Raw genomic sequence first — 16,881 nt, 5'->3', positions numbered from 1 at the left:
CACGGCCGCCACCGTGATCGACGGAGCGACCGAGACCGACTCCCGCGAGATCGCGCCCGGCGGGATCTTCGTCGCCAAGCGCGGCGAGCACACCGACGGCCACCTCTTCGCTCCCGCCGCCCTCGAGCGCGGTGCCGCGCTCCTCATCGTGGAGCGCCCCCTCGACCTCGACGTGCCGCAGGTCCTCGTCGACGACTCCGTCGAGGCGCTCGGCGCGCTGGCGACCGAGGTCGTCCGGCGCGTCCGCGCGAAGGGCGGGCTGACCGTCATCGGCGTCACCGGCTCGAACGGCAAGACGACGACCAAGAACCTCCTCCGCACCGTCCTCGAGCGGGTCGGCGAGACGGTCGCTCCGCGCGGATCCTTCAACAACGAGGTCGGCGCCCCGATCACGATGCTCCAGGTGTCCGAGTCGACGCGCTTCCTCGTGGCCGAGATGGGCGCGAGCGCGGTCGGCGAGATCCGCCGCCTCGTCCGGATGGCCAGGCCCGACGTCGGCGTCGTCCTCGCCGTGGGCCTCGCGCACGCCGGCGAGTTCGGCGGGATCGAGCGCACGCTCGAGGCCAAGACCGAGATGGTCGCCGACCTCACCGCCGACGACGTCGCCGTGCTGAACGCCGACGACGGCCGGGTCGCCTCGATGGCGGGCCGCACCGCCGCCCGGGTCCTCTGGTTCGGCCGCGGCGAGAGCGCGGACGTGCGCGCCGTCGACATCGACGCGACCGCCGACGGCACCCGCTTCGCCATCGAGGTCTCGGCCGGGGAGGGCCGCGAGGCCGCCCGTGCCGAGCTCCTACTGCGCGTCCTCGGCGAGCACCACGTGATGAACGCCCTCGCGGCGACGGCCGCCGCGCTCTCGGTCGGAGTGGCGCTGCCCGCGATCGTCGAGGCGCTCGCGACCGTCACCCTCGCCGAGCGCGGCCGCATGGAGGTCCTGGGCGGCGAGGACGTCCGCGTCATCAACGACGCGTACAACGCGAGCCCCGACTCCACTGCGGCCGCCCTGCGCACCCTCGCCCAGATCGCGAAGCCCGGGGGGCGCACCGTCGCCGTCCTGGGAGAGATGAGCGAGCTCGGCGAGTGGGCCGACGAGGAGCACGAGCGCGTGGGCCTCCTGGCCGTCCGCCTCAACATCTCCCAGATCGTGGTGGTGGGTCGAGGCGCCCGCCGGATCCACGTCGCGGCCGAGCGCGAGGGGTCGTGGAGCGGCGAGTCCGTCTTCGCGGAGACCTCCGACGAGGCGTTCGACCTCCTCGAGGACTACCTGCGACCCGGCGACACCGTGCTGGTCAAGTCGTCCAACTCGGCGGGGCTGCGCTTCCTCGCCGACCGTCTCGGGGAGCGTCACCGATGAGGGCACTCCTCCTGTCCGGCGCGTTCTCCGGAGCCTTCACGCTCCTGATGACGCCCCTGTTCATCCGCCTCTTCCACCGCCTGCAGTGGGGCCAGTTCATCCGCGAGGACGGACCGAAGTCGCACCACGTCAAGCACGGCACGGCGACGATGGGCGGCATCGTCATCATCATCGGCACCGTGGTCGGCTACTTCCTCGGGATGCTGTTCGGCAACCGTGCGATCGCGCCGTCGGCCCTGCTGGTGCTCTTCATGATGGTCGGGCTCGGGCTCGTCGGCTTCGTCGACGACTTCCTGAAGACCCGCAACCAGCGCAGCCTCGGCCTCGGCGGCTGGGCGAAGATCGCCGGACAGGTCATCGTCGCCGCGGCCTTCGCGGTGATCGCGATCATGGTCCGCGACTCCAACGGCCTCACCCCCGCGTCCACCTCGATCTCGTTCATCCGCGACCTGCCGTTCGACTTCGCCTCCCTCGGCTGGATCGGCATCGGCCTGTTCGTGCTGTGGATCTGCATCATCGTCACCAGCACGTCGAACGGCGTGAACGTCGCCGACGGGCTCGACGGACTCGCCACCGGGTCCTCGATCCTCGCGATCGGCTCCTACGTCATCATCGGGTTCTGGCAGTCGAACCAGTGGTGCTTCGACCAGCACCTCAACCCCGAGGTCGTCGACAAGTGCTACCAGGTGAGTGACCCGTTCGACCTGGCCATCATCGCGGCGGCCGTCTCCGGCGCTCTGGTGGGCTTCCTCTGGTGGAACACCTCGCCGGCGCAGATCTTCATGGGCGACACCGGCTCGCTCGCCCTCGGCGGCGCGCTCGCGGCCCTGGCGATCCTCACCCGCACCGAGCTGCTGGTCCTCCTCATCGGCGGCCTGTTCGTCATCGTGACCGGCTCGGTCATCCTCCAGCGGATCTACTTCAAGCTGACCCGGGGCAAGCGCATCTTCCTGATGAGCCCGCTCCACCACCACTTCGAGCTCAAGGGCTGGGCCGAGATCACCGTCGTGGTCCGGTTCTGGATCATCGCCGGCATCTTCGTCGCCGCCGGAGTCGGGCTCTTCTACCTGGAATGGCTGTCGCTGGCATGACCGATCCCGCCCGTCCCGACTCCCTCCGCAGCTGGCACTCGGACTGGCGCGGCCTGCGCGTCGCCGTGCTGGGCCTGGGCGTCACCGGGTTCTCGGTGGCCGACACGCTGACCGAGCTCGGCTCCGAGGTGCTCGTCCTCGCCGACCGCGCAGACGAGGAGCGCGAGCGCCTGCTCGAGGTGATCGGCGCCCGTCTGCACCGGGCCGACCGCCTCGACTCCGCTCCGGAGGAGCTGCACGCGTTCGCACCGGAGCTGGTCGTGGTGTCGCCCGGCTTCCGGCCGACCCACCCGATCCTCGTGTGGGCGGCGGAGTCCGGGATCCCCGTGTGGGGCGACGTCGAGCTCGCCTGGCGCGTCCGCGACAAGGTCGTGCGCGCCGACGGCACTCCGGCCGACTGGGTGGCCGTCACCGGCACCAACGGGAAGACCACGACCGTCCAGCTCACGGCGACGATGCTCGTGGCCGGCGGCCTCCGCGCCGCACCCTGCGGCAACATCGGCGTGCCCGTGCTCGACGCGGTCCGCGACCCGCAGGGCTTCGACGTCCTCGTCGTGGAGCTCTCGAGCTACCAGCTGCACTACCTGGGCGCGATCGAGCCGATCGCGAGCGCGTGCCTCAACATCGCCGACGACCACCTCGACTGGCACGGCTCGTTCGACGCCTACCGCGCGGCCAAGGGCAAGGTCTACGCCGGCACCCGCGTCGCCTGCGTGTACAACCGCGCCGACGCGGCGACCGAGCAGATGGTGCTCGACGCCGAGGTGTTGGAGGGCGCCCGGGCGATCGGATTCGGCCTCGGCGTGCCCGGCCCGAGCGACTTCGGGATCGTCGACGGCATCCTCTGCGACCGCGCCTTCCTCGAGGACCGCCGCACCAGTGCCCTCGAGATCACCACCGTGGACGAGCTCGCCGCACGGAACCTCGCCGCTCCGCACATCGTCCAGAACGTGCTCGCCGCGGCAGCGCTCTCCCGAGCGTGCGGGATCGAGGTCACGGCCGTCCGCACCGCGCTGGCGTCCTTCGAGCTCGACGCCCACCGCATCCAGGTCGTCGCCGAGCGCGACGGGGTGACCTGGGTGAACGACTCCAAGGCCACGAACCCGCACGCCGCCGACGCCTCGCTGCGCGCGTACCCGTCGGTCGTCTGGGTCGTCGGCGGCCTGCTCAAGGGCGTCGACGTGGACGCCCTCGTGGCCGCGCACGTCGGCCGCCTGCGGGGCGCCGTGGTGATCGGCGCCGACCGCTCGGCGCTGCTCGCGGCATTCCGACGACACGCGCCCGCCCTCCCCGTGAGCGAGGCGGTGCCGGACGACACTGGTGCGGTGATGCAGGCGGTCGTCGAGGCGGCCGCGACGCTCGCCCGCTCGGGGGACGTCGTCCTGCTCGCACCCGCCGCGGCCTCGATGGACCAGTTCCTCGACTACGCGGCTCGGGGCCGCTCCTTCGCGGCCGCCGTGGCGACACACCTGGGAGGGGGAGCCGATGACCGCTCCGACGACGAGCCGCCCCGCGGGCCGCTCGCGCACTGAGCCGCGCGGGAAGGACCGGAGCGGGGCCCGTTCCGCGCGGATCGTCCTCTCGAAGGTCTTCGCCTCCCACTCGCCGAACTTCTACCTCCTCTTCGGAACCACGCTCTTCCTGGTGCTGTTCGGACTGACGATGGTGCTCTCCTCCTCGTCGGTCACCTCCTACGTGTCGAGCGACGACTCCTTCGGGGGCTTCCTGCGCCAGGGCGGGTTCGCCCTCCTCGGGATCCCGATGATGCTGGTGGTCTCGCGGCTGCCCCTCGGCGTGTGGAAGCGCGTGACGCCGATCCTGCTCATCGCCGGCTGCGTCCTCCAGTGCCTCGTGCTCTTCACACCGCTCGGCGACTCCGTCGGCGGGAACCGCAACTGGATCCGCCTCGGCGCCTTCAGCATGCAGCCCTCCGAGATCATCAAGCTCGCGCTCGCCCTCTGGCTGGGGCTCCTGCTCGCCCGCCGCTACCGGTCGCCGAAGGACTGGAAGGACGCGCTCATCCCCGTCCTGATCGTCGGCGGCGCGGCGATCGGACTGGTCCTCATCGGAGGCGACCTGGGCACGGTCGTGATCATGGCGGGCATCGTCCTCGCCGCACTCTTCTACGCGAACGTCCAGATGAAGGTCCTCGTGCCGATCGTGGTGGTCGGTGCGATCGGAGCGGTGCTGTTCGCCGTCTCCAGCGACAACCGCCTCACCCGGATCATGTCCTTCCTCGGCGACTGCTCCAACGTCGAGGAGTACCAGAACTCGTGCTGGCAGCCGGTGCACGGCACCTGGGCGATGGCCTCCGGCGGGATCTTCGGCGTGGGCCTCGGCAACTCCAAGGCCAAGTGGTCCTGGCTGCCCGCCGCGGACAACGACTACATCTTCGCCATCATCGGCGAGGAGCTCGGGCTGATCGGAGCGATCGTCGTCCTGGCGCTGTTCGTGGTCCTCGCGGTCGCCTTCTTCCGCGTCATCCACGCGTCCTCCGATCCGTTCGTGCGGATCAGCACCGGCGCGATCATGGTCTGGCTGATCGGCCAGGCGTTCGTCAACATCGGCGTCGTCCTGGGGGTGCTCCCGGTGCTGGGGGTCCCGCTGCCGCTGATCTCCTCCGGAGGCACCGCCCTGCTCAGCTCGCTCCTCGCCATCGGCGTCGTCCTCTCCTTCGCCCGCACTCAGACCGCGCCCCTGCCCGGCGCGGGCGTGCTGCGCCGCAGGAAGGCGGCGGCGGAGTGACCCGCTACCTCCTCGCCGGCGGCGGCACCGCCGGCCACGTCAATCCGCTGCTCGCGACGGCCGACGAGATCCGCAGGCGGAACCCGCGCGACGAGGTGCTCGTGCTCGGCACCGCCGAGGGGCTCGAGGCGCGCCTCGTCCCCCTCCGCGGCTACGAGCTCTCGGTGATCCCGCGGCTGCCGTTCCCGCGCCGCCCGAACGCGGCGGCGCTGCGATTCCCCGGAGCCTTCCGCGCGACCATCGCCGGCATCGTCCGGACGATCCGCGACCGGCGGATCGACGCGGTGGTCGGCTTCGGCGGGTACGCCGCAGCACCGGCCTACCTGGCGGCCCGCCGCGCCGGCGTCCCCTTCACCGTCCACGAGGCCAACGCGCGCCCCGGGCTCGCCAACCGCCTCGGCGCGCGCGCGACCCGGTCGGTCGGCGTGGCCTTCGAGGGCACGCCCCTGCCGCACGCGCGGGTCGTCGGCATGCCGCTGCGCCGCGAGATCGCCGAGCTCGACCGGGCCGCGCGCCGCGACGAGGCGATGGCGGCGCTGGGCCTCGACCCGTCCCGGCAGACCCTCCTGGTGACCGGCGGCTCCCTCGGCGCTCGACGGATCAACGCGACGGTGCACGCCGCCGCCCGGGATCTCGTCGCCACCGGCTTCCAGGTCCTCCACATCACGGGCGACCGCGCCGAGATCACGGACCCGGGGGTGGCCGGCTACCACCTCCTCGCCTACTGCGACCGGATGGACCTCGCGCTGTCCGCCGCGGACGTGGCCGTCTCCCGCGCGGGGGCAGCGACGGTCAGCGAGCTGACAGCCCTCGGCCTGCCCGCGGTCTACGTCCCGTACCCGGTCGGCAACGGCGAGCAGCGCTACAACGCGCGCGGCGTCGTCGACGCCGGGGGAGCGGTCCTCGTCGAGGACGCCGCCTTCCTCCCCGGCTGGGTCCAGCGGGAGCTCGTACCGCTCCTGGGCGACACCGACCGTCGCGACGAGATGGCGCGCCGGGCCGCCCGCGTGGGAGTCCGCGACGGCTCCGGGCGGCTCGTCGACCTGATCGAGTCGACCCTCTCCGAGCCGCGCTGAGCCCGCTCCGCGCGGCTCGGGAGAGCACTCCCGCCCACCGTCTACACTGATCCGGCGCACCGCGGGAGGCCCCTCCCGCCCGCCGCGACCCACCCGAAAGCGAGAGCCCCGTGATCAAGCCCGACCTCGGCATCACCGTCCCCGACGAGCTCGGCTCGGTCCACTTCATCGGCATCGGCGGCTCCGGGATGAGCGGGATCGCCCGGCTGTTCCACCACGCCGGGCACCGGGTCACCGGTTCCGACGTCCGCGAGTCCCACCCCATCGAGCAGCTGCGGGAGCTCGGCGTCCCGGTCGCCATCGGCCACGACGCGGCGAACCTCGGGGACGCCGAGGCGGTCGTCGTCACCTCCGCCCTGTGGCCCGACAATCCCGAGTACCTGCTCGCGAAGGAGCGCGGCCTGCCCGTGCTGCACCGCTCGCAGGCCCTCGCCTGGCTGGTGCGCGGCAGGCGCCTGGTCGCGGTGGCCGGAGCGCACGGCAAGACCACGTCGACCGGCATGATCGTCACCGGCCTGCTCGGCGTCGACGCCGACCCCAGCTTCGTCAACGGCGGCATCATCGAGAGCCTCGGCACCTCCTCCGCCGCCGGCTCCGGCGAGGTCTTCGTCGTCGAGGCCGACGAGTCGGACGGCAGCTTCCTCCTCTACGACACCGCGGTCGCCCTCATCACGAACGTCGACCCGGACCACCTCGACCACTACGGATCGCTGGAGGCGTTCGAGGAGGCCTTCGTCACCTTCGCCTCCTCCGCGAGCGAGCTCGTCGTCATCTCGTCCGACGACCCCGGCGCCGTCCGCGTCACCGAGCGGCTGGACGGCGGACGCGTGCTGACCTTCGGCGAGGCCGAGGGGGCGGACGTCCGCGTCGTCGACCTCGACCTCGTCGGCCCCGTCGGCTTCTCGGTCGAGTACGAGGGCAGGCGTTACTCGGCCCGCCTCCGCATCCCCGGCCGGCACAACGCGATCAACGCGGCCGGCGCGTTCGCAGTGCTGGTGGGCCTGGGCTTCGATCCAGCCGCCTCGCTCGAGGCCGTGTCGGCGTTCGGAGGCACGGAGCGCCGCTTCGAGCTGCACGGAGCGGTCCGCGGAGTCAGCGTCTACGACGACTACGCCCACCACCCCACCGAGGTGGCCGCCGCCCTCTCCGCCGCGCGCACCGTGGTCGGCGAGGGCCGCATCATCGCCGTGCACCAGCCGCACCTCTACAGCCGCACCCGCCTCTTCGCCCGCGAGTTCGCCGAGACGCTCGAGCGCTACGCCGACGAGACGATCGTCCTCGACGTCTACGGGGCGCGCGAGGATCCGGAGCCCGGAGTGACCGGAGCGCTGGTCAGCGAGAAGTTCGCCGACCCGTCGCACGTCTCGTTCGTCCCGGACTGGGCGGAGGCGGCCCGCCTCACGGCCGGCATCGCGCGCGAGGGCGACTTCGTCATCACCCTCGGCTGCGGCGACGTCTACCGGATCATCCCGCAGGTGCTCGAGTCGCTCGGCGCCAGCGAGGCCGCGCCGGTCGCACGATGACCGCGGTCCTCGCGCCCGAAGCGGGGGAGCGGCCGTGAAGCGGCCGGACGGCGGACGCCCTCCGGCGCCCGGTCGGAGCGTCCCTACGCGCGGCGGCGAGCCGGAGCCGGACACCGAGCCGATCCGGATCGTCACCGCGACCCGCGTGGATCAGGAACCGGCCGAGCGCAGTCCGTCGCGCGCGGGCGCGGTCCGCCGCACCCTCTCGGGCCGGCGCCTGCCCGGTGCCGAGAACCGGGCCGTCTCCCGGGCCGCCCGCGAGCGGAGGCGCTACGAGCGGGGGGAGGTCCGCCGCTTCACGAAGCGCGCGCGTCGGCGACGCCTGATCGCCCTGGTCGTGGCCGGGTCGCTCGTCGCCCTCGCCCTGATCGTCGGAGTCGCGGCCTTCTCGCCGCTCATGGCCGTGCGCACGATCGAGATCTCGGGCACCCAGCGCGTCGACGCCGCCGCCCTGCAGAGCGAGCTCGACGACCAGCTCGGCGTCCCGCTCACCCTGGTGGACCGGGACGAGGTCGGCCGCGTGCTGGGCGCGTCCCCGCTCATCCAGAGCTACTCGGTGCAGACCCGGCCGCCGAGCACCCTCGTGGTGTCGATCGTCGAGCGCACGCCCCTCGGAGTGATCGCGGCGGGCGGCCGCTTCGAGCTCGTGGACGCGGCCGGAGTCGTCATCGAGACGGCGGACTCGGCGCAGCCCGGCTACCCGGTCCTCACCACCGCGTCCGGCGACGCCTCGGGAGCCGGCTTCCGCGCGACCGCACGGGTGCTGCGCTCCCTGCCCGCGTCGCTCGCTCCGCAGGTGACGGCCGCCACGGCCACGACCGGCGACGACGTCTCGCTCACCCTGCAGAACGGCACGGAAGTCGTGTGGGGCGGGTCGGACGAGTCGGCGCTCAAGGCCGTCGTGCTCGAGAAGCTGATGGCCGCGACCGACCCCGCCGTCGTCGGCACCTACGACGTGTCCTCGCCCCAGGCCGCCGTCGTGGCGCCCCGGCCGTGACCAGCGGCGGATCCGCGCGTTCTTTCGAGCGTTGCGGGCGTGTCTGCTGGGAGCGCGACCGGACTCCGCCTACCGTCGGAGCCGAACCCCAAATGCATACTCAGCATAACTTTAAGCCTCAACTACAGGTTTAAGGTTCAGCCCGGAGGCCGGAGACGTGACTTCAAACCAGAACTACCTCGCCGTGATCAAGGTCGTCGGCATCGGCGGTGGCGGCGTCAACGCCGTCAACCGCATGATCGAGCTCGGCCTGCGCGGTGTCGAATTCATCGCGATCAACACGGACGCCCAGGCGCTCCTGCTCAGCGACGCCGACGTCAAGCTCGACGTGGGCCGCGAGCTGACCCGCGGACTCGGCGCCGGCGCCGACCCCGAGGTCGGCCGCCGCGCCGCCGAGGACCACGCCGAGGAGATCGAGGAGGTCCTCGCGGGGGCCGACATGGTCTTCGTCACCGCGGGCGAGGGCGGCGGTACCGGCACCGGCGGCGCGCCCGTCGTCGCGCGGATCGCCAAGTCGATCGGCGCCCTCACCATCGGCGTCGTGACCAAGCCCTTCGGGTTCGAGGGACGCCGTCGGCAGACGCAGGCCGAGGCCGGCGTCGCGACGCTGAAGAACGAGGTCGACACGCTCATCGTCGTCCCGAACGACCGCCTGCTCGAGATCAGCGACCGCGGCATCTCGATGCTCGAGGCCTTCGCGACCGCCGACCAGGTGCTCCTCGCCGGCGTCCAGGGCATCACCGACCTGATCACCACGCCCGGCCTGATCAACCTCGACTTCGCCGACGTGAAGTCGGTCATGCAGGGCGCCGGCTCGGCGCTGATGGGCATCGGCTCGTCGCGCGGTGCCGATCGCGCGATCAAGGCGGCCGAGCTGGCCGTCGCCTCACCGCTGCTCGAGGCCAGCATCGACGGCGCGCACGGCGTGCTCCTCTCGATCCAGGGCGGCTCGAACCTCGGCATCTTCGAGATCAACGACGCGGCGCGCCTCGTCCAGGAGGCGGTGCACGCCGAGGCGAACATCATCTTCGGTGCCGTGATCGACGACACGCTCGGCGACGAGGTGCGCGTCACCGTCATCGCCGCGGGCTTCGACGGCGGAGAGCCGGGCGGGACCGCCCAGGCCGCGATCGCCCAGCCGCGCCAGCAGCAGAGCTCGGCGAGCGAGTCGGCCGCCGAGCCCGTCCCGGCTCCCGCAGCCGCCCCTGCGGCCGGCTCGATCTGGTCGAGCACCCCCGTCGCAGCTCCGGCCCCTGTCGCCGACCCGTCCTTCGACGACGACGACAGCGACCTGGACATCCCCGACTTCCTCAAGTAGTCGTGCCGGATCCGGAGCTGGCCGCGCGCTGGGCCGAGGTCTCCGAGCGGGTCGCCGACGCGACCCGCTCGGCCGGTCGCGAGGCGTCCTCGGTCACGACCATCGTGGTGACCAAGTTCCACCCCGTGTCGCTGCTCCGCGACCTCCTCGAGCTGGGCGTCGTCGACTTCGGCGAGAACCGGCACCAGGAGGCGCAGGAGAAGTCGGCCGAGCTGGCGGGGACCGCTGCACGCTGGCACTTCATCGGGCAGCTCCAGAGCAAGAAGGCGCGCCAGGTGCGCCGCTACGCCGACGCGGTCCACTCCGTCGACCGGCTCGCGCTCGTCCCGCTGCTGGAGGCGGGGGAGGAGCCGCTCGACGTGTTCCTGCAGGTCAACCTCACCGAGGATCCCGACCGCGGGGGAGCATCGCCCGCCGACATCGAGCCCCTCGCCGAGGCTCTCGCCGGGGCGCCCGGCCTCACGCTGCGCGGCGTGATGGCGGTCGCTCCGCTGGACGAGGAGCCCCGTCCGGCGTTCGCCCGGCTCCGGTCGATCTCCGACCGCGTGCGCGCCGTCGAGCCCTCCGCCACGGCGATCTCGGCGGGCATGTCGAACGACTTCGCCGAGGCGATCGCGGAGGGTGCGACACACCTGCGAATCGGATCGGCAATCACCGGAGAACGCCCCGCCCGCACCTAACCTCGTGGTGACCCACCTGTGGGAGCACACACGACACGGAGGACACCCCATGGCCAACCCGCTGAAGAAGACGATGGTCTACCTCGGACTCGCCGACGAAGAGGTCGAGTACGAGCGCGCAGAGCCCGTCGAGGCGGCCCCGGCGACGGCCCACCGCGCACCGGTCTCCCCGGTGCAGCCCGTCCCTCCCGTCGAGCCGGTGCAGCAGCCCCGCGCGACGGTCACCCCGCTCCGCAAGCCCACCCCCCAGACCCCGAAGGCGACGGCACCCGCCGAGATGAACGAGATCCTCACCGTCCACCCGAAGCAGTACCGCGACGCGCAGGTCATCGCGGAGAACTTCCGCGACGGCATCCCCGTGATCATCAACCTCTCGCAGATGAGCGACGCGGACGCCCGCCGCCTCATCGACTTCGCGAGCGGACTCTCGCAGGGCCTCTACGGCCGCATCGAGCGCGTGACGAGCAAGGTCTTCCTGCTCTCGCCGTCGCACATCACCGTCGCCGGCGACTCCGCCTCCGTCGAGAGCGACGCCGACGCGTCGTTCTTCGCGAAGTCCTGATCCCGGGGAGCCCTGGCCCCCGGTGACCTCCGTCGTCTCGCTCCTCGGGAGCGTCCTGTACTTCGTGCTGCTGCTCTACTTCTTCGCGATGTGGGCGCGGTTCGTGCTCGACCTCGTCCGCGTGATCCGACGCGACTGGCGCCCCCGCGGTGCCGGCCTCGTCGCCGCGGAGGGCGTCTACACCGTCACGGACCCGCCGATCGGCTTCTTCCGACGCCTGATCAAGCCGGTCTCGATCGGTCCGATCGCCCTCGATTTCGGCTGGAGCCTCACCATGCTCTGCGTCATCGTGGGCATGTACATCGCCACGTGGCTCCAGCGCGCCTGACCGTCCCTGTATCGTTGGCACGTCCGGACGTTCCCCGCGGTGTCAGCACTGCGCCGTGCGCCTGAAGTTGCTAGCTTTAGTCGCGCGTTGTTAAACGTGTACCTACTTGAAATCGAAGGTGGAAAGCCATGGCGCTCACTCCCGAAGACGTTGTCAACAAGCGGTTCCAGCCGACCAAGTTCCGTGAGGGATACGACCAGGACGAGGTCGACGACTTCCTCGACGAGGTCGTCGTGGAGCTCCGCCGCCTGAACCAGGAGAACGAGGAGCTTCGTCAGCGCCTCTCCTCCGGCGACAGCCGCCCCTCGGACGCCCGAGTCTCCGACGCCCCGCGCGAGAGCACTCCTGCTCCCGCCCCGGTGGTCGATGAGGCACCCGAGCCGGAGCCGCAGCCCGAGCCCGAGCCCACCCCGGCTCCCGCACCGGTCGTCGCTCCCGTCAGCTCCTCGCAGTCGGCTCCGGTCGACGAGGCCGAGAGCTCCAGCGGACTCCTGCAGCTCGCCCGCCGCCTCCACGAGGAGCACGTGCGCGAGGGTGCCGAGAAGCGCGACGCGCTCGTCGCCGAGGGTCGTGCCACGGCCGCCCGCATCGTCGCCGAGGCCGAGGCCAAGCAGCGCCAGCAGGTCGCGAAGCTCGAGGAGGAGCGCGCGACGGTCGAGCACCGCATCGACGAGCTGCGCACCTTCGAGCGCGAGTACCGCCAGAAGCTGAAGAGCTACATCGAGGGCCAGCTCCGCGACCTCGACACCCAGCCGGCGTCGACGGAGTCCTCGCTGTCGGGCTTTGGGGCGTAGTCCCGCCGCAGCGGACGTCAGGCCGAGGGTGCTCGTCACCCTCGGCCTCGTCGCGCTCGCGGTCTTCGCGATCGATCAGACCGCGAAGTTCCTGGTCACGACGAACCTGACCCTGGGCGAGGACGTCCACGTCCTCGGCGACGTCCTGATCCTGCACTACGTGAAGAACCCGGGTGCCGCCTTCTCCCTCGCGAGCGGGTCGACCTGGATCTTCTCGATCATCGCGGCGTGCGTCGTCGTCGCCGTGATCTGGTTCTCGCGCCGGATCCGCTCCACCGCGTGGGGCGTCTTCTTCGGCCTGCTGCTCGGCGGCACCCTCGGCAACCTCTTCGACCGGCTGTTCCGAGAGCCCTCCTTCGGGCTCGGACACGTCGTCGACTTCCTCTTCACGCCGTGGCTGCTCCCGGCGATCTACAACGTCGCCGACATCGCGATCTGCACGGCGATGGCGCTGTTCGTCCTCCTGAGCGTGCGGGGCGTCGGCCTCGACGGCACCCGCGAGCGCGCGGGCCGCGACGAGCAGGTCGCGTCCGAGGACGGCGCTCCCGCCGCCCCCGGAGCGGGCGCCCCCGCAGCGGCCTCCTCCGTCGAGGAGGCGGCCCGCGACGCCGACCGCCCCGGCGGACGCTGATGGCGCAGTCCCGAGAGCTGCCGGTCCCGGACGGGCTCGACGGCCTCCGCGTGGACGCGGCCGTCGCGAAGCTGCTCGGCTTCTCGCGCACCTTCGCGGCCGAGGTCGCCGAGGCGGGCGGAGTGAGCGCCGACGGACGGGTCCTCGACAAGAGCGACCGCGTGCACGCCGGCACCTGGCTGAGCGTCGAGTGGAGCCCGCGCGAGGAGCCGCGGATCGTGCCGATGGCGGTCCCCGGCCTCGGCATCGTGCACGACGACGACGACATCGTGGTGATCGACAAGCCCGTCGGAGTGGCCGCGCACCCCGCCGTGGGCTGGGAGGGACCGACGGTGCTCGGCGCTCTCGCCGCCGCGGGCTTCACCGTGTCGACCTCCGGTGCGGCCGAGCGCGCGGGCATCGTGCACCGGCTCGACGCCGGCACGAGCGGCCTCATGGTCGTCGCGAAGTCCGAGCGCGCCTACACGCACCTCAAGCGCGCGTTCCACGACCGCACGGTCGAGAAGGTCTACCACGCGGTCGTGCAGGGCCACCCCGACCCGCTCGCCGGGACGATCGACGCCCCGCTCGGCCGCCACCCGTCCTCGGACTGGAAGTTCGCGGTCCGCGCCGACGGCAAGCCCTCGGTGACCCACTACGAGACGATCGAGGCCTTCCCGTTCGCCTCCCTCCTCGAGATCCACCTCGAGACCGGCCGCACCCACCAGATCCGCGTGCACATGGCCGCCCAGCGCCATCCGTGCATCGGCGACGCGATGTACGGCGCCGATCCGACCCTCTCGAAGCGGCTCGGCCTCACCCGCCAGTGGCTCGACGCGGTCCGGCTCGGCTTCACCCACCCGGGCTCGGGGGAGTGGGTGCAGTTCGAGGCGTCCTACCCCGAGGACCTGGTGCACGCCCTCGAGGTGCTGCGCGGGGAGTGATCCGCGCTCTCCCGGCCGGACCCGCGTCCAGCGCGGTTAGACTTCTTCCCGCCGTGTCCACGGGCCCTCCCTTGTCGCCGGCCATCCCTCCCCTGCCCGCAGTCCGCCGGAGGCGCATCCTTGCCGAGTAACGATTCCTTCGTCCACCTCCACGTGCACAGCGAGTACTCGATGCTCGACGGTGCAGCGCGGGTGAAGCCGCTGATCGACGCGGCGGTCGAGGAGGGCATGCCGGCCATCGCCGTGACCGACCACGGGAACGTGTTCGGCGCCTTCGACTTCTGGCGCACCGCGACGGCGGCGGGGATCAAGCCGATCATCGGCACCGAGGCCTACCTCACCCCGGGGACGCACCGCTCCGACAAGACCCGCATCCGCTGGGGCGACGGCGGAGGGGACGACGTGTCCGGCTCCGGCGCGTACACCCACATGACGCTGCTCAGCTCGACCACGACGGGGATGCACAACCTCTTCCGCCTCTCCTCGCGCGCGTCGATCGAGGGCTACTACTTCAAGCCGCGCATGGACCGCGAGATCCTCTCGCAGTACTCCGAGGGCCTGATCGGCACCACGGGCTGCCCGAGCGGCGAGGTGCAGACGCGCCTGCGCCTCGGCCAGTACAAGGAGGCCCGCCAGGCGGCCGCCGACTACCGCGACATCTTCGGCAAGGAGAACTTCTTCGCCGAGATCATGGATCACGGCCTCGACATCGAGCGGCGGGTGATCGGCGACGTCATCCGGCTCGCGAAGGACCTCGACCTCCCGCTGGTCGCCACCAACGACCTGCACTACACGCACGCGCACGACGCGACCTCGCACGCGGCGCTGCTCTGCGTGCAGTCCGGAACCACCCTCGACGACCCCAAGCGCTTCAAGTTCGACGCGGACGAGTTCTACCTCAAGTCGCCGCGCGAGATGCGCCAGGTCTTCCGCGACCACCCCGAGGCCTGCGACAACACGCTCCTCATCGCGGAGCGCTGCGACGTCCAGTTCGACACCTCGGCGAACTACATGCCCCGCTTCCCGGTGCCGGAGGGCGAGACGGAGGACACCTGGTTCGTGAAGGAGGTCGAGGCCGGACTGCGCGAGCGCTATCCGGACGGCATCTCCCAGGAGGTGCGCGACCGGGCGGACTACGAGACCCGCGTCATCCTGCAGATGGGCTTCCCCGGCTACTTCCTCGTCGTCGCCGACTTCATCAACTGGTCCAAGCGCAACGGGATCCGCGTCGGTCCCGGCCGCGGCTCCGGTGCCGGCTCGATGGCGGCCTACGCGATGAAGATCACCGACCTCGATCCGCTGCGGCACGGCCTGATCTTCGAGCGCTTCCTCAACCCCGACCGCGTCTCCATGCCCGACTTCGACGTCGACTTCGACGACCGTCGCCGCGGCGAGGTCATCCGCTACGTCACCGAGAAGTACGGCGACGAGCGCGTCGCGCAGATCGTCACCTACGGCACCATCAAGGCGAAGCAGGCTCTCAAGGACGCCTCGCGCGTCCTCGGCTTCCCGTTCGGGATGGGCGAGAAGCTGACGAAGGCCATGCCGCCCGCGATCATGGGCAAGGACATCCCGCTCAGCGGCATCAACGACCCCGCCCACGCGCGCTACAAGGAAGCGCTCGACGTGCGCAACGTCATCGCCGAGGACCCGCAGGCCAAGCTGGTCTTCGACACCGCGCTCGGACTCGAGAACCTCAAGCGCCAGTGGGGCGTGCACGCGGCCGGCGTCATCATGTCCAGCGATCCGCTGCTCGACATCATCCCGATCATGAAGCGGGAGCAGGACGGCCAGATCGTCACGCAGTTCGACTACCCCGCGTGCGAGTCGCTCGGGCTGATCAAGATGGACTTCCTGGGGCTGCGGAACCTCACGATCATCGACGACGCCCTCGACAACATCCGCGCCAACCGCGGACAGGACCTCGTGCTCGAGGACCTCGAGCTCGACGACCAGGCCGCCTACGACCTCCTCGCGCGTGGCGACACGCTCGGCGTCTTCCAGCTCGACGGCGGCCCGATGCGCGGCCTTCTCCGGCTGATGAAGCCCGACAACTTCGAGGACATCTCCGCAGTCCTCGCGCTCTACCGGCCGGGCCCGATGGGCGCCGACTCCCACACCAACTACGCGCTGCGGAAGAACGGCGTGCAGGAGATCACCCCGATCCATCCGGAGCTCGAGGAGCCGCTCTCGGAGGTGCTCGGAGGGACCTACGGCCTGATCGTGTACCAGGAGCAGGTCATGTCGATCGCGCAGAAGCTCGCGGGCTTCACGCTCGCGCAGGCCGACCTGCTGCGGCGCGCGATGGGCAAGAAGAAGAAGTCCGAGCTGGACAAGCAGTTCGAGGGCTTCTCGGGCGGCATGATCGCCAACGGCTACTCGATGGAGGCCGTCAAGACCCTCTGGGACATCCTGCTGCCCTTCTCCGACTACGCCTTCAACAAGGCGCACTCGGCGGCGTACGGCGTCGTCTCCTACTGGACGGCGTACCTCAAGGCGCACTACCCCGCGGAGTACATGGCCGCGCTGCTCACCAGCGTCGGCGACTCCAAGGACAAGATGGCCGCCTACCTCAACGAGTGCCGGCGGATGGGGATCAAGGTGCTCCCGCCGGACGTCAACGAGTCGATCGGCTTCTTCACCGCCGTCGGCACCGACATCCGCTTCGGCCTCGGCGCCGTCCGCAACGTCGGCATGAACGTCGTCGAGGGCATCCGGGCCGCCCGCGAGGAGAAGGGCCGCTTCGAGACGTTCCACGACTTCCTCCGCAAGGTGCCGCTGCAGGTGACCAACAAGCGCACCATCGAGTCGCTGATCAAGGCCGGCGCCTTCGACTCGCTCGGCTCGACGCGCCGCGCC

15 protein-coding genes are annotated in these 16,881 nt (G+C 71.4%); all 15 read left to right on the top strand.

The genetic code is table 11. From position 1 onward, the window contains the following. Window positions 1-1,354 (top strand): UDP-N-acetylmuramoyl-tripeptide--D-alanyl-D-alanine ligase (murF, locus tag C5C27_RS12715; protein ID WP_104314573.1); only part of this gene is annotated, 1,354 nt, incomplete at its 5' end. Next, entirely contained in the window at window positions 1,351-2,445 is a 1,095-nt protein-coding gene (gene mraY / locus C5C27_RS12710; RefSeq protein WP_104239378.1) for a phospho-N-acetylmuramoyl-pentapeptide-transferase, read from the top strand. The genes murF and mraY, both read left to right, overlap by 4 nt. Next, the gene (murD, locus tag C5C27_RS12705; RefSeq protein ID WP_258066728.1) at window positions 2,427-3,977 is read left to right on the top strand and encodes a UDP-N-acetylmuramoyl-L-alanine--D-glutamate ligase; all 1,551 of its coding nucleotides are present in this window, start codon (window positions 2,427-2,429) and stop codon (window positions 3,975-3,977) included. The genes mraY and murD overlap by 19 nt, the downstream gene beginning before the upstream one ends. Beyond that, entirely contained in the window at window positions 3,931-5,190 is a 1,260-nt protein-coding gene (gene ftsW, locus C5C27_RS12700; protein ID WP_104222593.1) for a putative lipid II flippase FtsW, read from the top strand. The genes murD and ftsW overlap by 47 nt, the downstream gene beginning before the upstream one ends. After that, window positions 5,187-6,266, top strand: a complete 1,080-nt coding sequence (gene murG / locus C5C27_RS12695; RefSeq protein WP_104314570.1) for an undecaprenyldiphospho-muramoylpentapeptide beta-N-acetylglucosaminyltransferase — start codon at window positions 5,187-5,189, stop codon at window positions 6,264-6,266. Before ftsW ends, murG begins: the two co-directional genes overlap by 4 nt. 110 nt (window positions 6,267-6,376) lie before the next feature. Beyond that, complete coding sequence (gene murC, locus C5C27_RS12690) at window positions 6,377-7,789, top strand: UDP-N-acetylmuramate--L-alanine ligase (protein WP_104314569.1); 1,413 nt, start codon at window positions 6,377-6,379, stop codon at window positions 7,787-7,789. Between the two features lie 145 nt (window positions 7,790-7,934). Then, complete coding sequence (locus C5C27_RS12685) at window positions 7,935-8,786, top strand: cell division protein FtsQ/DivIB (RefSeq protein ID WP_146079684.1); 852 nt, start codon at window positions 7,935-7,937, stop codon at window positions 8,784-8,786. A gap of 157 nt (window positions 8,787-8,943) precedes the next feature. Then, complete coding sequence (ftsZ, locus tag C5C27_RS12680; RefSeq protein WP_104222597.1) at window positions 8,944-10,104, top strand: cell division protein FtsZ; 1,161 nt, start codon at window positions 8,944-8,946, stop codon at window positions 10,102-10,104. A 2-nt stretch (window positions 10,105-10,106) separates the two neighbouring features. Then, window positions 10,107-10,784: a YggS family pyridoxal phosphate-dependent enzyme gene (locus C5C27_RS12675; RefSeq protein ID WP_104314567.1), complete on the top strand. Its 678-nt coding sequence runs from the start codon at window positions 10,107-10,109 to the stop codon at window positions 10,782-10,784. A gap of 49 nt (window positions 10,785-10,833) precedes the next feature. Beyond that, window positions 10,834-11,346 (top strand): cell division protein SepF, encoded by a 513-nt coding sequence (locus tag C5C27_RS12670; protein WP_104314566.1) that lies wholly within the window; start codon window positions 10,834-10,836, stop codon window positions 11,344-11,346. A gap of 22 nt (window positions 11,347-11,368) precedes the next feature. Continuing rightward, window positions 11,369-11,674, top strand: coding sequence for a YggT family protein (locus C5C27_RS12665; RefSeq protein WP_258059242.1), 306 nt, complete (start codon window positions 11,369-11,371; stop codon window positions 11,672-11,674). 128 nt (window positions 11,675-11,802) lie between these two features. Next, window positions 11,803-12,468 (top strand): DivIVA domain-containing protein, encoded by a 666-nt coding sequence (locus C5C27_RS12660; RefSeq protein ID WP_104222600.1) that lies wholly within the window; start codon window positions 11,803-11,805, stop codon window positions 12,466-12,468. Window positions 12,469-12,496: 28 nt separating this feature from the next. Then, the gene (lspA, locus tag C5C27_RS12655) at window positions 12,497-13,099 is read left to right on the top strand and encodes a signal peptidase II (protein ID WP_104239385.1); all 603 of its coding nucleotides are present in this window, start codon (window positions 12,497-12,499) and stop codon (window positions 13,097-13,099) included. After that, the gene (locus C5C27_RS12650) at window positions 13,099-14,022 is read left to right on the top strand and encodes an RluA family pseudouridine synthase (RefSeq protein WP_104314565.1); all 924 of its coding nucleotides are present in this window, start codon (window positions 13,099-13,101) and stop codon (window positions 14,020-14,022) included. Before lspA ends, C5C27_RS12650 begins: the two co-directional genes overlap by 1 nt. A gap of 120 nt (window positions 14,023-14,142) precedes the next feature. After that, the coding region (dnaE, locus tag C5C27_RS12645; RefSeq protein WP_104314572.1) for a DNA polymerase III subunit alpha at window positions 14,143-16,881 on the top strand (2,739 nt) is incomplete at its 3' end.

It is taken from the genome of Rathayibacter sp. AY2B7, from assembly GCF_002931635.1.
Classification (GTDB): domain Bacteria; phylum Actinomycetota; class Actinomycetes; order Actinomycetales; family Microbacteriaceae; genus Rathayibacter.
This window is presented reverse-complemented; position numbering and strand designations above follow the sequence as displayed.